The sequence below is a fragment of the Colwellia sp. BRX10-1 genome (genome assembly GCF_014077545.1).
GTDB lineage: Bacteria > Pseudomonadota > Gammaproteobacteria > Enterobacterales > Alteromonadaceae > Colwellia_A.
In genome coordinates, this window is record NZ_JACGWC010000008.1 from 72,812 (window position 1) to 86,086 (window position 13,275).

13 protein-coding genes are annotated in these 13,275 nt (G+C 38.0%); 6 read left to right on the top strand and 7 right to left on the bottom strand.

Going from position 1 to position 13,275, the window contains the following annotated elements:
• Positions 1–288 precede the first annotated feature (288 nt).
• Positions 289–1,017, top strand: a complete 729-nt coding sequence (locus tag H4J75_RS08940; RefSeq protein WP_182221920.1) for a PRC-barrel domain-containing protein — start codon at positions 289–291, stop codon at positions 1,015–1,017.
• 362 nt (positions 1,018–1,379) lie between these two features.
• Here H4J75_RS08940 and H4J75_RS08945 read toward each other — a convergent pair whose 3' ends face one another.
• Positions 1,380–1,583, bottom strand: coding sequence for a hypothetical protein (locus H4J75_RS08945; RefSeq protein ID WP_182173342.1), 204 nt, complete (start codon positions 1,581–1,583; stop codon positions 1,380–1,382).
• 445 nt (positions 1,584–2,028) lie between these two features.
• Between H4J75_RS08945 and H4J75_RS08950 the strand changes: the two genes are divergently transcribed.
• The 3 genes from H4J75_RS08950 to H4J75_RS08960 all read left to right on the top strand — a co-directional run bounded on the left by H4J75_RS08950 (position 2,029) and on the right by H4J75_RS08960 (position 4,917).
• Positions 2,029–2,484 carry a hypothetical protein gene (locus H4J75_RS08950; RefSeq protein WP_070373533.1) on the top strand — a complete coding sequence of 152 codons (456 nt, stop codon included), beginning with the start codon at positions 2,029–2,031 and terminating at the stop codon, positions 2,482–2,484.
• A gap of 138 nt (positions 2,485–2,622) precedes the next feature.
• Positions 2,623–4,158: a Na+/H+ antiporter NhaC gene (gene nhaC / locus H4J75_RS08955; RefSeq protein ID WP_182221921.1), complete on the top strand. Its 1,536-nt coding sequence runs from the start codon at positions 2,623–2,625 to the stop codon at positions 4,156–4,158.
• A 288-nt stretch (positions 4,159–4,446) separates the two neighbouring features.
• The gene (locus H4J75_RS08960; RefSeq protein ID WP_182221922.1) at positions 4,447–4,917 is read left to right on the top strand and encodes a low molecular weight protein-tyrosine-phosphatase; all 471 of its coding nucleotides are present in this window, start codon (positions 4,447–4,449) and stop codon (positions 4,915–4,917) included.
• Positions 4,918–5,017: 100 nt separating this feature from the next.
• On the opposite strand, the gene infA is transcribed toward H4J75_RS08960, so the two are convergent.
• The 6 genes from infA to ald form a co-directional block, all read right to left on the bottom strand.
• On the bottom strand, positions 5,018–5,236 hold the full coding sequence (infA, locus tag H4J75_RS08965; RefSeq protein ID WP_011043571.1) for a translation initiation factor IF-1: 219 nt from the start codon (positions 5,234–5,236) through the stop codon (positions 5,018–5,020).
• Between the two features lie 84 nt (positions 5,237–5,320).
• A complete protein-coding gene (locus H4J75_RS08970; protein WP_182215222.1) occupies positions 5,321–6,022 on the bottom strand; it encodes an arginyltransferase in 702 nt (233 codons plus the stop codon).
• A gap of 1 nt (position 6,023) precedes the next feature.
• Positions 6,024–6,674: a leucyl/phenylalanyl-tRNA--protein transferase gene (aat, locus tag H4J75_RS08975; protein WP_259364871.1), complete on the bottom strand. Its 651-nt coding sequence runs from the start codon at positions 6,672–6,674 to the stop codon at positions 6,024–6,026.
• A gap of 68 nt (positions 6,675–6,742) precedes the next feature.
• A complete protein-coding gene (trxB, locus tag H4J75_RS08980; RefSeq protein ID WP_070373538.1) occupies positions 6,743–7,699 on the bottom strand; it encodes a thioredoxin-disulfide reductase in 957 nt (318 codons plus the stop codon).
• A gap of 163 nt (positions 7,700–7,862) precedes the next feature.
• Positions 7,863–8,702 carry an isopenicillin N synthase family oxygenase gene (locus tag H4J75_RS08985; RefSeq protein WP_070373539.1) on the bottom strand — a complete coding sequence of 280 codons (840 nt, stop codon included), beginning with the start codon at positions 8,700–8,702 and terminating at the stop codon, positions 7,863–7,865.
• A 160-nt stretch (positions 8,703–8,862) separates the two neighbouring features.
• Complete coding sequence (gene ald, locus H4J75_RS08990; RefSeq protein WP_070373540.1) at positions 8,863–9,984, bottom strand: alanine dehydrogenase; 1,122 nt, start codon at positions 9,982–9,984, stop codon at positions 8,863–8,865.
• Positions 9,985–10,118: 134 nt separating this feature from the next.
• Between ald and lrp the strand changes: the two genes are divergently transcribed.
• Together lrp and H4J75_RS09000 are read left to right on the top strand one after the other, a co-directional pair.
• On the top strand, positions 10,119–10,601 hold the full coding sequence (lrp, locus tag H4J75_RS08995) for a leucine-responsive transcriptional regulator Lrp (protein WP_182215220.1): 483 nt from the start codon (positions 10,119–10,121) through the stop codon (positions 10,599–10,601).
• Between the two features lie 140 nt (positions 10,602–10,741).
• Complete coding sequence (locus H4J75_RS09000) at positions 10,742–13,267, top strand: DNA translocase FtsK (protein ID WP_220465277.1); 2,526 nt, start codon at positions 10,742–10,744, stop codon at positions 13,265–13,267.
• Positions 13,268–13,275 lie beyond the last annotated feature (8 nt).

Genomic DNA, 13,275 nt, shown 5'->3' on the forward strand with positions numbered 1-13,275 from the left:
TTCTTTATATGAAAGTTCACGTTGATTGAATTTGCCATTATTTAAATCGAGTAGCACAAGGGTCGAGTAGCACAAGGGTCGAGTAGTACAAGGGTATGGACCCGCTACCAATCAAAGTGCCGGTATCAGGTGCTTGAACGATAACAGATATAAATATTATCTCCATGTTTCGGAGTGAAAATATCACTGCTAAGTGTGTTGACGTACATACGAAAAATAACTGACCGAGTATGATAGAAGTCATCACTTTCGACAATTAAAGCTTAATTAATATAGAAGGGTAGGACAATGTTACGAAGTCTCAATGAACTTATGCGTTTTCAATTACAAGGTATCGACAAAAAAATAGGTCTTTGTAAAGATTTCCTCTTTGACGATAAATTATGGGTAATACGTTACATAGTTCCTGATACTAAAAAGTGGCTCTGTGGAGAACGAAAAATATTAATCAGCACAATCTCACTGCAAAAACCTCAGTGGGAACAGTACAAATTCCCTGTTGATTTAAGCCAACAAAAAATTAAAAATAGTCCTCCACTTGAGGAACACCAACAAATATCTCATCAATATGAAACTGAATTATTTCAATTCTACGGTTATGCTTACTATTGGATGAATGAAGGATTATGGAGAACTTCTCCTAGTCCCAAACCCCTAGTTGATACAAAATTATCTAAGGATAATACTCAAATAAAATCAGAAGATTGGCATTTACATTCAACCAATGACGTTAAGAAATTTAAAATCTACGCGAAAGATCAAAAAATTGGCCATATTAAAGACTTCATTTTAAATGATGATAATTGGACTATTTCATATATCGTCATAGACACGCGTAATTGGGCTCCCGGTGGTCGCAAGGTTTTGATTAGTCATAAATGTATTGAGGCAGTTAATTGGACTGACTGTTATATTACCGTTAATGTAAACGCTGAGAAAATAATGGAAAATCCACCATTCGATCAAGAGCGGTTTATTGATCCAGAATATGAAAACGAGCTCCGTAAGTATTATTAAAAGTTATTAAAAGTTATTAAACTTTGTTAAGGGTTACCGTTAGCCAAGGTAAATAAGCGTTGGCTAACAAAAATGGATAATATATTACGATACCTTCTCCATTCTTAAGCTAGAAATTTTCGTTAAATTCTAACGTAGTAACAGGTTAAGTTGCGCGACTATTTCAGACCATAAAGCTGTTTCGTGCCGCTTAACTTCGTTGCCTATAGGCGCATTGTTATCAATAGAATTAGGTAATCAATAAAATAGAGACTAGCCTTTCTTGTTCCTTCCCAGCCCTGTAAGTTAAAAGTAATTCCATTGAATGCATTGGTGTTTGTATTTGGCACTCGTTAAGTTGTGATGTTAATTTTTTAATACATTTATTTTCTTATTGGACTCTCTTTAATCAGTTCTATTATAGTAGGGTTGTTATTTAACAACGCTAAATCAATAAGATAGCTTTTCTCAAGTGCTTGTATTGGCTGCTTTGCTAATAATTCTTTTACTGATTGTACTTCACCATTTGCTATGCAAGTTTTTAAAGCCGCAAAAGTCGCGATACTGTGTTCGTTTTCATTGCTCATATTAAATCCCAATAGTTACGTTCAGTTAAATTAGTTAAGTTTTAGGTTACGGCTATTATTTTGCACGGAATGTGACAATAAATATGTACGCCATCACACAAAACTTAACAGCTTTTTTATTTACAAAGCTTATAGCCACTATATTGTAATATTTTCAGTAGTTTAGGTTATATCTAAATATGTATATTGGCGGTATAAGTAACATCTCCCCCTTTAGGCTTTTTATAATGCTAAAAATTGATTTTTGTTCTGCTACATCAATTAAGTATGTGCGCTAGCGCACATCTAGCAGGCTGATATTTTGTTACTTTGAGTTGTAAAAATAAATCCTACATGACTAAATTATTCATAAGCAGAAAATTCAAGTGGCGTTGTTTAATTTATAAGTTGATCGTTAGGTTCTTCGAAAATAGGCTCACAAAAATTTAGAATAGGAAGGAAAGTTATGCGTTATCACCAGTTAAGTGAAGTATTTGAACACCTAATAACATTGAATACCGCAACGCTAGCGTTTTATGAGAGAAGTCTTAAAGTGACAGAGCAAGAGCGCGCTCGAATGTTTTTACATTATTTAACAGACAAGCAAAAAGTCAGAAACCAATATTTAATCACCTCATTGACAGAGGCGCCTATTAAAACATTTGAAATGTGGTTCGATGACGATATTGACGAGCAGTTATTAGTTTATATAGAAACACTAGCGTTAGCTCCTAATGCAAACAGTGGAAAAATAACCACTGTAATGCTAGAGGTAAATGAGAAGATAGAAATGTGGTTAAGATCTATTTTACCCTTGATAATCAACAATTATAGTAAAGAGTATCTTCTGGATTTGATCAATAATTTACATCAAAAAAATCAGCAAATAATGCATGGCCTTCAAAGGATGAATGATGTGTGACCCTAGCTTTGTTATCCTTTATATCGACGATGTAGTGATGCTTTCAAAGCCGTAACAAGTTAAATTAGCCTATTGCTTTACCCATCACGATGACTGTTCTTCACCTAATCTATGAATAACAAAACATGAGGTATTTAAATGAAACGGACAAAAAATGCCAATCCGGGTTTATTACTTGCCTTGACGCCTGTCGTATTAACTCTACTTATTCTTGGGACACAAATATTTTACTTTGGGGTTTTTGAGCCACACATTCCTCTTGCCATTGGTTTAGCCATTACCAGTATTGTTGGCATTAAGTTAGGGCTGAAATGGAAAGATATTGAAAGAGGAATTTTTCACGTTATTCACGTCGCATTACCTTCAGTGTCTGTTTTAATAACGGTTGGGATGATTATTGGGGTCTGGATTGCTAGCGGTACAGTACCCAGCATTATTTATTATGGTTTAAAGGTCCTTTCGCCTGAAATCTTTCTAGCTGCTGGTATGGTCATTTGTGCTGTTGTTTCACTTTCTCTTGGTACTAGTTGGGCCAGTGTCGGTACGGTTGGTTTGGCCTTAATGGGCATTGGCGAAGGTTTTAACATTCCTGCATATTGGACAGCTGGCGCTGTAGTTTCTGGTGCTTTTTTTGGTGATAAAATTTCACCACTTTCCGACACAACTAATTTGGCCCCTGCAGTGACTGGAACCGATGTTTTTTCTCATATAAAAAATATGATGGCAACGACCATCCCAGCTATGCTCATCGCTCTTATCATTTATTTGTTGGTTGGATTTTTCGTCATCGACACTCAAAGCATTTCATTTGAAGAAATTGACGCTATCACTAACACCCTAGACGAAAACTTTTATATTTCAGGATGGGTATTATTACCTGCTTTGGTTGTCATGGGTTTAGCGATAAAAAAATATCCCCCTATGCCATCATTATTCGCTGGCGTTGTTGCGGGTGGTGCAACGGCAATGGTTGTACAGGGGCAGAGTCTGCAATCAATTTTTGATTTTGCCAATAATGGCTACTCGATAAGTACGGGAATTGAAGAAATTGACAGCCTGTTAAATAGGGGCGGCATACAATCGATGATGTGGACCATTTCCTTGATATTAATTGCACTAGGCTTTGGCGGTGCACTCGAAAAAACAGGTTGTTTGAAGTCAATTATTAATGCTATTAAGAGTAAGGTGAGTAGTTTTGCCGGTATTCAAACCGCGGCGATTGGTACTGCCTTTGCGACTAACTTAGTTGCCGGAGACCCTTATTTATCGATTGCTTTACCGGGACGAATGTACTCGCCTGTTTATCGTGGTATGGGCTATTCAACCTTAAATCTATCACGTGGAATCGAAGAAGGTGGAACATTAATGTCTCCCCTTATTCCATGGAATGCGGGTGGTGCATTTGTAATTTCAGCGCTAGGTCTTGGTATTGCTGATGGCAATATAGAAAACCTTTTGTATATCCCCCTTGCTTTTGCTTGCTGGATGGCACCACTTATTGGGATCTTCTATGCTTTTACTGGGCTATTCTCGCCCAAAGCAACAGAAGAAGAAAGAGAACATTGGGAATCTTCTGGTGAAGCGATAGCTGAATTTAATGCTAACGGTACACCAAAAATTGAAGATACTGAGAAAGATGATGGAGATAACGACTCAGACACGAAAAAGTCATAGTGGCGTTATTTAAGTCTTTAGCTTATCGGCACCGTTAATTTCTATTATTTTAATCTGCGGTGTTGATATGATTTATTACACCATTAAATATTTTTTCTTCATTATTTTGCTAATTAAATTTAGTTTGATGTAAAGTAACTTTCTATCGAGAATTATCCTTTACCTTCTTATAAAAATAGCTCAAGATAGTTTCGTTAAATACACTGACAATACATAAGTCATTGATTTTACTAGTATGAAAACACTAGTGATCAGATGTCAAATACATGGAGATTGGTAACTAAACTTATGAATTATAAAGAAATAAATAGCATTCTGTTTGTCTGTATGGGCAATATTTGTCGTTCGCCAAGTGCTGAGGCGGTCTTTCGTCATAAAGTTAAAGAAAAGGGTATTTCTTTAATTATAGATTCTGCGGGTACAACGGGCTCTCATGCGCGTGAAAAGCCCGATCATCGTGCACAAAAGATAGGTACTGAACGTGGCTACTCATTTGACAAAATTAAAGCACGTAAAGTTATTGTTGAAGATTTCACCAAATTTGATTTAGTCTTAGCGATGGACGAGCATAATGTTAAAGAGCTAAAAAAGTTAGCACCAGAGCACTTACATGCAAAAATTCAATTGTTTTTGGAATATGCAGATAATTTTGAAGAACGAGAAGTACCTGATCCATATTATGGTGGGGCGAGGGGATTTAAGTTTGTCTTAGATTTAGTTGAAGATGCTAGCGACGGCTTATTAAAAAAGCTGGCTTAATCGTCAATGATTGAATGTTAGGTTTAAGGATCTAAAACTAAAGCAATAAAAAAGCCCTGTGAATATTATTCACAGGGCTTTTAGCTTTATAGGGTCTTAATTATCTAGCACGGAAAATAATACGGCCTTTAGATAAATCATACGGTGTCAATTCAACCGTTACTTTATCACCCGTTAATATGCGAATGTAGTTCTTACGCATTTTTCCTGAAATATGTGCCGTAACAACATGACCATTTTCTAGTTCAACGCGGAACATAGTATTTGGTAAGGTATCAAGAACCGTACCTTGCATTTCAATATTTTCTTCTTTCGCCATTGGGCGCTAAACCTCTAAAGTTGTGCATAAACAAAAATCTGGGCAGATGATGCCGAAAACAGGCCGGAATGTAAAGCTATAGTGTTATTTATTTACTGTTTGCCATCTGTTTTCTATCAATACTTGATGTGGGTAATAACGATCCTTGTAGTTCATCTTTTTGCAGTCATCAATTTGGTAACCCAGATAAAGAAAGTTCTTCTGCCTATCTTTTGCTAAATACACTTGCTGCAAAATAGAAAACACGCCTAAGCCGTGCTTATTATAATCCGGATGATAAAAGGTATATACGGCTGATAGAGCATCTTTTAGTACATCGGTTACTGCAACACTAATAAGTTGATTATCATGCCAAATTTCAAGGTAGAGCTGCTCTGTGACATTACAACGGATAAAACTATTGTATTGATCGTTTGTCGCGGGGAACATTGAGCCATCGGTATGTAAAGTATTGATGTAATTTTCGTACAGCGGGTAATAAATAGCTTTTTTTTCAGTTGAAATGTTAATAGTAAATAGGTTATTTTTCTTTATATTTCGTTTTTGACTTTTAGATAACAAAAATTCCTTAACTAAGACCCGCAGAGATTTGCATGCAGAGCAAAGTTCACAATGAGGTCGGTATATCTGATCACCACTGCGTCTAAAGCCTTGTGACATTAACCAACCATAATGTTCACTGTTATGTAAACGTTCATCGGTTGCAATCAGTAAACGTTCTTCTTGGTTGGGCAAGTAGTTACAAGGAAACGAACCGGTAATGCCTAACTGAAAATTTGTACTCATACTAAGGCTCTTCTGTCAGTTGGCGGGGTAGCCAAAAATCCGGTGGTAATGAAACCGTTAATGCTTGTGCTTTCAATGTCATAAACTGCGAGCGTGAAACCTCAATACAGCCCATGTCTTCTAAAAAAGGGTTGAGCATTTGGCAGTCAATTAATGGAATGTTTTGGCCTTTTAATAAAGCATTTAAATAAACTAATGCGATTTTAGAACCATTGCTTTTTCGATAAAACATTGATTCTCCAGAAAAGCTGCCATTAATTGCCACGCCATATAAACCGCCGGCCAATTCACCATCCATCCACACTTCTATCGAATGTGCGACACCATTGTCATGCATTTGTTGATAAGCCGCTAACATATCATCAACTATCCAAGTATCTTCCTTACGAAAGGGAGCGTCGGCACAATAATGAATAACACGGTCAAAGGCTTGATTTAAGGTTACGGTGAAGTTCTGTTGTTTTAATACTTTTCGCAAGGTGCGATTAATACGTAATTGGTCGGTTAGGATAATACCACGCGGATCTGGGCTCCACCACATAATGGCTTCGCCAGCACTGTACCAAGGAAAGACACCACTTCGATAGGCCGACTTTAATCGCGCTACAGATAAATCACCACCAAAAGCCAGTAAGCCATTAGGTTCAATCAACGCATGCTTTAAGGGTGGAAATGCCAGATCATCGACATCGAGTAATGCGACAATCTGGTTTTTAATGACTAAGAGCCTTTAGCGTCTAAGTAACGTTCTGCATCAAGGGCTGCCATACAACCAGCTCCAGCAGAGGTAATTGCTTGACGATAAATATGGTCAGCTACATCACCCGCGGCAAAAACACCTTCGACACTGGTCTGTGTTGCATTACCGTTAGTGCCACTTTGTATCGTTAAGTAGCCATCTTTCATCGCTAATTGGTCGTTGAAAATATCAGTGTTTGGCTTATGACCAATCGCAATAAAACAACCCATAACGTCAATATCTTTAGTCGTGTCAGATTGCGTTTCTTTTAAACGTACACCAGTAACACCCATTTTATCGCCTAACACTTCATCTAAGGTTTGATTTAAGTGTAAGGTAATATTGCCGTTTTTAACTTTTTCGTATAAACGGTCAGTTAAAATCTTTTCAGAGCGAAAAGTTTCACGACGATGCACTAAGTGAACTTCAGAGGCAATATTTGATAAATATAACGCTTCTTCAACAGCGGTATTACCACCGCCAACAACAGCAACTTTTTGGTTGCGGTAAAAGAAACCATCACAGGTAGCACAGGCTGAAACGCCTTTACCCATAAATGCTTCTTCTGAAGGTAAACCTAGGTATTGTGCAGAAGCACCCGTACAAATGATAAGTGCATCACAAGTATAGCTCATGCTATCGCCTTTTAAGGTAAAAGGGCGTTTCGAAAAGTCAACTTCATTGATATGGTCAAAAATAATCTCGGTATCAAACTTTTCTGCATGCTTTTGCATACGATCCATTAATGCTGGACCCGTAAGGTCATCGGCATCACCAGGCCAGTTTTCAACTTCAGTGGTCGTTGTTAATTGACCCCCTTGCTGCATGCCAGTGATCATCACTGGTTTTAAATTTGCGCGTGCGGCATAAACTGCAGCCGTGTAACCAGCTGGACCTGATCCTAAAATGAGTAACGGGCAATGTCTTGCTTCGCTCATGAATGACTCCAAAGATTGATAAAAAGTATAATTATAAGGTATTAGTTGGGAGTTTAAGCAAAGAACTCAAGAGGGTAAATTAATTTTTTGATAAAAATTTCTATGAGTGCAATGTTAAATGTACAGTGATGGCATATAAACCCTTATACACCACCACTCATCGCTATTTTACGCCAAGCTCTTTTAATCTTTCTAATAAGTAGCTTTTTTGAGTATGTCGTTCAGACAAGACGACTTCGTCTCGTGGATGAAGAAACAACGGCAATGATATTCTAGACTTTTTACTGGCCTTACCTGAAGGATTAATAACCCGATGGCTGGTAGATGGGAAATATCCACCTGAGGCTTCTTGCAACATATCACCAATATTAATAATTAAACTGCCAAAATCACTGGGAACGTCAATCCAAGACCCGTCTTGCTTTTGTACTTGCAGACCGGGTTCATTTGCTGCCGGTAATATGGTTAATAAATTAATATCTTCGTGCGCAGCGGCTCTCACTGCGCCCGGTTCTTCATCTCCACTTAGTGGCGGATAATGTAAAATACGTAATAAAGTATTTGGCGTATCTTTGATCATATTCGCTAGTTGTTCTGAATATTTTTCTGAGACGTCGACCGGACTATATTTTTCTACCCAATCAAGTAATTCTGCAGCAAGTTCAGAGGCTTTTTGGTAATAAGTAAGTATTTCATCTTTAAGTTGATCAGGGATCCTGCCCCAAGGATAAACATGAAAATATTCTTTTATATCTTTATTTGCATGACCCTTAGCCGTCTCAGATATCTCGGTTGAAAAGTAGCCATCTTGTTTCTTTGGATCAAAACTTAAGTTATGCTTTTCTTCACCGCTAAAAAATTCATACCAATTTTTATAAATAGATTCAACAAGCTGTTGCTCAATAGGGTGATTAATTAATACACCGAAACCTGTTTCTCTTAAGCTTTGAACAAATAATTTTCCAGCATTTTTATCTTGATAGTCAACAACCTGAATTTCCATGATTGATTCCCTAACTCTAATTTTAGTGATATTTATTGAAATATAACACAAGCTAACCAAATGGTCAGGTTTAAGATTCATCGTAAAAAAAACCTCTATTAAATATATAACAGAGGTTTGTTGTTTTTATGAAGAACTCACAAAGTATTATTTTCAGTCGTTATAAAGTCGCTATAGCCACTTCAGGTGGTATGTAGTCGTAGCCTAAAACTTCAGCAACAGGTTGGTAAGTGATTTTTCCGCCTAATACGTTTAAACCATTCATTAAGTGTACGTTGTCAAGCATGGCTTGTTTTGCACCCTTATTGGCAAGCATTACCGCAAATGGCATGGTTGCATTAGTTAATGCCATTGTTGATGTGCGTGCTACGCCACCTGGCATGTTAGCTACACAGTAATGTACTACGTCGTCAACAACATACGTTGGGTCTTGATGAGTTGTTGCTTTTGATGTTTCAAAACAACCACCTTGGTCAATCGCCACATCAACAACAACAGCACCTTTTTTCATCATTTTGATGTGGGCTCTTGTTACCAATTTAGGTGCAGCTGCACCTGGAATTAAGACCGCGCCTATGACTAAGTCAGCTTCAACAATTAATTGGTCCATCGCATCGGCAGTAGAGTAAACTGTTTTTAAACGGCCATCAAATTCAGTATCTAATTGACGTAGACGGGGTAATGAACGATCTAATATCGTTACATCAGCGCCCATACCTATTGCCATACGAGCAGCTTGAGTACCAACAACACCGCCACCTATAATTAATACTTTCGCAGGAGCAACACCCGGAACACCACCTAATAAAGCACCTAAACCGCCTTGTGCTTTTTCAAGCGCATGAGCACCTGCTTGAATAGACATACGTCCAGCGACTTCAGACATTGGCGCTAATAAAGGTAAACCACCTTGAGCAGAGGTTACCGTTTCGTAGGCAATACAGGTTGCGCCAGAAGCAACTAATAATTCAGTTTGCTTAGCATCGGGTGCTAAATGTAGGTAAGTAAAAAGTATTTGACCTGGGCGTAGCATTTTACACTCGTCAGGTTGTGGCTCTTTTACTTTTATTATCATGTCAGCGGTTGCAAAAATTTCTGCCGCCGTGTTTATAATTTTGGCACCGGCTGCTATATATTGCTCGTTTTCAAAACCAATAGATTCGCCGCCGTTATTTTCAACAATCACTTCATGACCATTAACCGTTAGCTCATTAACGCCTGCTGGAGTTAAGCCTATACGGTACTCATGGTTTTTAATTTCTTTAGGAACACCAATAATCATAATCGTCTCACCTGTTAAATGTTTTTATATTATTTGCGGCTATTATAATGCGTTATTCTCGAATTAACCTATCGTAATATTTTATAAATCGATATATAATCCTGTTATAACTCGAAAATGTAGTGTTTTATATAATGTCGTCGTCTCAAAGCAAAAGTATTGATCGCATCGATCGTAATATTCTCGTTGAGCTACAAAAAAATGCTCGTATATCCAATATAGAGTTGTCTAAAAGGGTAGGGCTAAGTCCAACACCTTGTTTAGAAAGGGTTAAGCGATTAGAAAAAGAGAAGTATATTAAAGGCTACCAAGCGATATTAAACCCCCAAAAGCTTGAAGCTGCATTACTTGTATTAGTGGAAATAACCTTAACCAAAACCAGTCCTGATGTTTTTGATGATTTTTCTAGGGCGGTCCATGACCTTGATGTTATACAAGAGTGTCATTTAGTGTCTGGAAACTTTGACTTTTTACTTAAAACCCGCGTTGCAGACATGGTCGCCTATCGAGAATTACTAGGTGATACTTTACTTCGTTTGCCCTCTGTAAGCGAAAGTAGAAGTTATGTTGTTATGGAAGAGGTTAAATCGACTAATTTTCTACCGATTAAACGTTAATCGCATCATTGAGCTCAAGTAAGTGATTTAAACATTTAACTCCTTACAATAGTTTGTTATTTTACTGTATATAAACATACCCGTATTACTGCAACTTGAGTGGTATGGCTATAAAATAGTTATTAACTCGGTTTATTATATTGTCTACAGAATCTCCTACTCAAAGTAAATTAAATGGTGTGCAACGATTACTAGAAGCTGGTTTGTTGGTTTCTTTTCTTTTTGCCATGTTTATTATGTTAGCGCTATTTAGCTTTAACCCCGCTGATCCTGGTTGGTCTCAAAGTGGTTATCAAACACCTATTCGTAATTTAGGCGGTGCTGTTGGCGCTTATATTTCTGACCTACTGTTAAACTTATTTGGTTTTATTTCTTATAGTCTACCCTTTGTTACTGCAATAACAGGGTGGTTATTGTTTCAAAAATATCATCGCTTAATTCAATTAGATTACTTAACCTTAGGGTTAAAGTGTATTGGCTTTATTCTTTTTTATATTGGTATAACATCAATTGCCAGTATGAATTTTGATGATGTCTTTTACTTTTCAGCTGGTGGTATTATTGGTGACGCGTTAAGTCAAACGGTGCTGCCTTATTTTTCTTTTGTCGGTAGTACTTTATTATTCTTGACCTTTCTCCTCTCTGGTTTTGTGCTACTAACCGGTTTCTCATTGATCGCCTTTATTGATAAAACCGGTGCTTATACAATACTATTCGCCCAATATTTATTAACAATACCTCAAAAACTACAAGCCTACTTCACTGCATTGAAGACTGAAAAAGTAAAAAAACAAGTATTGGTTAGTACTGTTGAGAAAAAAGAACAGCCAGTGGCTTTACCTGAGCTAACTGAAAAACAACCGGCAAGTTTTCAAGTAGATGAAAATCTAGAGGATGAAAACGAAGAGCTACATCATGCTTTTGATGCAATAAATGAACAAGAATATGAAGACATTATTGCACCGAGTAAAAAAGATCTTTCTTTTGATCTCGAAGAGGACATCGAGCATTTTGTCGCAATAGATGACCTAATCGGTGAACCACTCGCTTTTAATGTTCAAGAACATGTTAGCGATGATGAAATAACGGCTGCCTTTGAGAAAGTTGATCCAATCAATGTTGAAGAACCGATAAAGGTCGCGGTAAAAAGAGATAGCGCAACTTATCAAGGACTACCGGGGCTTGATTTATTAGATCGCCCCAACCGGACTGAAAACCCTATTGACGAGAAAGAGCTTGAATTAGTCAGTCGACTAGTTGAGGAAAAACTCTTAGAGTTTGGTGTGAAAGCTGAAGTCGTTGGTGTTTATCCCGGACCTGTTATTACCCGTTTCGAGTTAAATTTAGCGCCAGGTGTTAAAGCCAGTAAAGTAAGCGGTTTGTCGCAAGATATTGCCCGTTCCTTATCTGCTAAAAGTGTCCGTGTCGTTGAAGTTATTGAAGGTAAATCTGTCATTGGTGTTGAGTTACCCAATAAATATAGAGAAACGGTTTATTTTACTGATGTCATTTCTGCCCCGGCATTTGCTGCATCAAGATCCCACTTAGCCATGGCGATTGGTAGCGATATTTCAGGTAAACCCGTGATAGCCGATCTAGCCAAGATGCCACATTTATTAGTGGCAGGAACAACAGGCTCAGGTAAGTCAGTTGCGGTTAATACCATGATTGTCAGTATATTGTATAAATCCACACCTGAAGATGTGCGGATGATAATGATCGACCCCAAACAAGTTGAACTCTCTGTTTATAACGGTATTCCACATTTGTTAGCTGAAGTGGTTACCGACATGAAAGAAGCGGCTAACGCGCTGCGCTGGTGTGTCGGTGAAATGGAACGTCGCTATAAACTTATGTCGTCTCTGGGTGTACGTAACCTTAAAGGCTACAATGAAAAAGTGCTTAATGCTATTGAAGCTGGAGAGCCGTTAATCGATCCTACTTGGCAGCCTAATGATGCTTTTACGCAAACGCCGCCTTTGTTAGAAAAATTGCCTGCGATTGTTATACTCGTTGACGAATTTGCCGATATGATGATGGTTGCAGGTAAAAAAGTCGAAGAACTTATTGCGCGTATTGCTCAAAAAGCCCGAGCGGCGGGTATGCACTTAATTTTAGCGACTCAACGCCCCTCAGCGGATGTAATTACCGGTTTAATTAAAGCTAATATTCCAACCCGTATGGCACTGCGAGTACAATCAAGAATGGAGTCACGTATTATTCTTGACCAACAAGGTGCTGAACAGCTGTTAGGCATGGGAGATATGTTTTATTTACCACCTGGCGAGGCTGTTTCTGTGCGTGTTCACGGCGCTTTTGTTAACGATGACGAAGTACATGCTGTTGTTGCCGACTGGAAGTCTCGTGGCGAACCTAATTATGTTGAAGAAATATTGTCAGGTGATACTGATAATGAAATTTTATTACCCGGAGAGCAAGCCGAAGCCGATGAAGCGGTTGAACTTGATACCTTGTATGACGAGGCGGTTGAATTTGTCACTAAAGGTCGACGTGTCTCCATATCAAGTGTGCAACGTAAATTTAGAATTGGTTATAACCGTGCAGCACGTATTGTTGAAGATATGGAAAACCAAAGTGTGGTAAGTTCACCAGGCCATAACGGTGCCCGTGAAGTATTGGCACCACCACCTGTAAGAGATTTGTAGGTGTTATT

Bases quoted from the DNA above. Each gene is read 5' to 3' on its own strand.
- H4J75_RS08940 (WP_182221920.1), top strand. From the start codon at position 289: ATGTTACGAAGTCTCAATGAACTTATGCGTTTTCAATTACAAGGTATC.
- H4J75_RS08985 (WP_070373539.1), bottom strand. From the start codon at position 8,702: ATGGAAATTCAGGTTGTTGACTATCAAGATAAAAATGCTGGAAAATTA.
- H4J75_RS08945 (WP_182173342.1), bottom strand. From the start codon at position 1,583: ATGAGCAATGAAAACGAACACAGTATCGCGACTTTTGCGGCTTTAAAA.
- infA (WP_011043571.1), bottom strand. From the start codon at position 5,236: ATGGCGAAAGAAGAAAATATTGAAATGCAAGGTACGGTTCTTGATACC.
- H4J75_RS08950 (WP_070373533.1), top strand. From the start codon at position 2,029: ATGCGTTATCACCAGTTAAGTGAAGTATTTGAACACCTAATAACATTG.
- H4J75_RS08970 (WP_182215222.1), bottom strand. From the start codon at position 6,022: ATGAGTACAAATTTTCAGTTAGGCATTACCGGTTCGTTTCCTTGTAAC.
- H4J75_RS08960 (WP_182221922.1), top strand. From the start codon at position 4,447: ATGAATTATAAAGAAATAAATAGCATTCTGTTTGTCTGTATGGGCAAT.
- nhaC (WP_182221921.1), top strand. From the start codon at position 2,623: ATGAAACGGACAAAAAATGCCAATCCGGGTTTATTACTTGCCTTGACG.
- ald (WP_070373540.1), bottom strand. From the start codon at position 9,984: ATGATTATTGGTGTTCCTAAAGAAATTAAAAACCATGAGTACCGTATA.
- lrp (WP_182215220.1), top strand. From the start codon at position 10,119: ATGTCGTCGTCTCAAAGCAAAAGTATTGATCGCATCGATCGTAATATT.
- trxB (WP_070373538.1), bottom strand. From the start codon at position 7,699: ATGAGCGAAGCAAGACATTGCCCGTTACTCATTTTAGGATCAGGTCCA.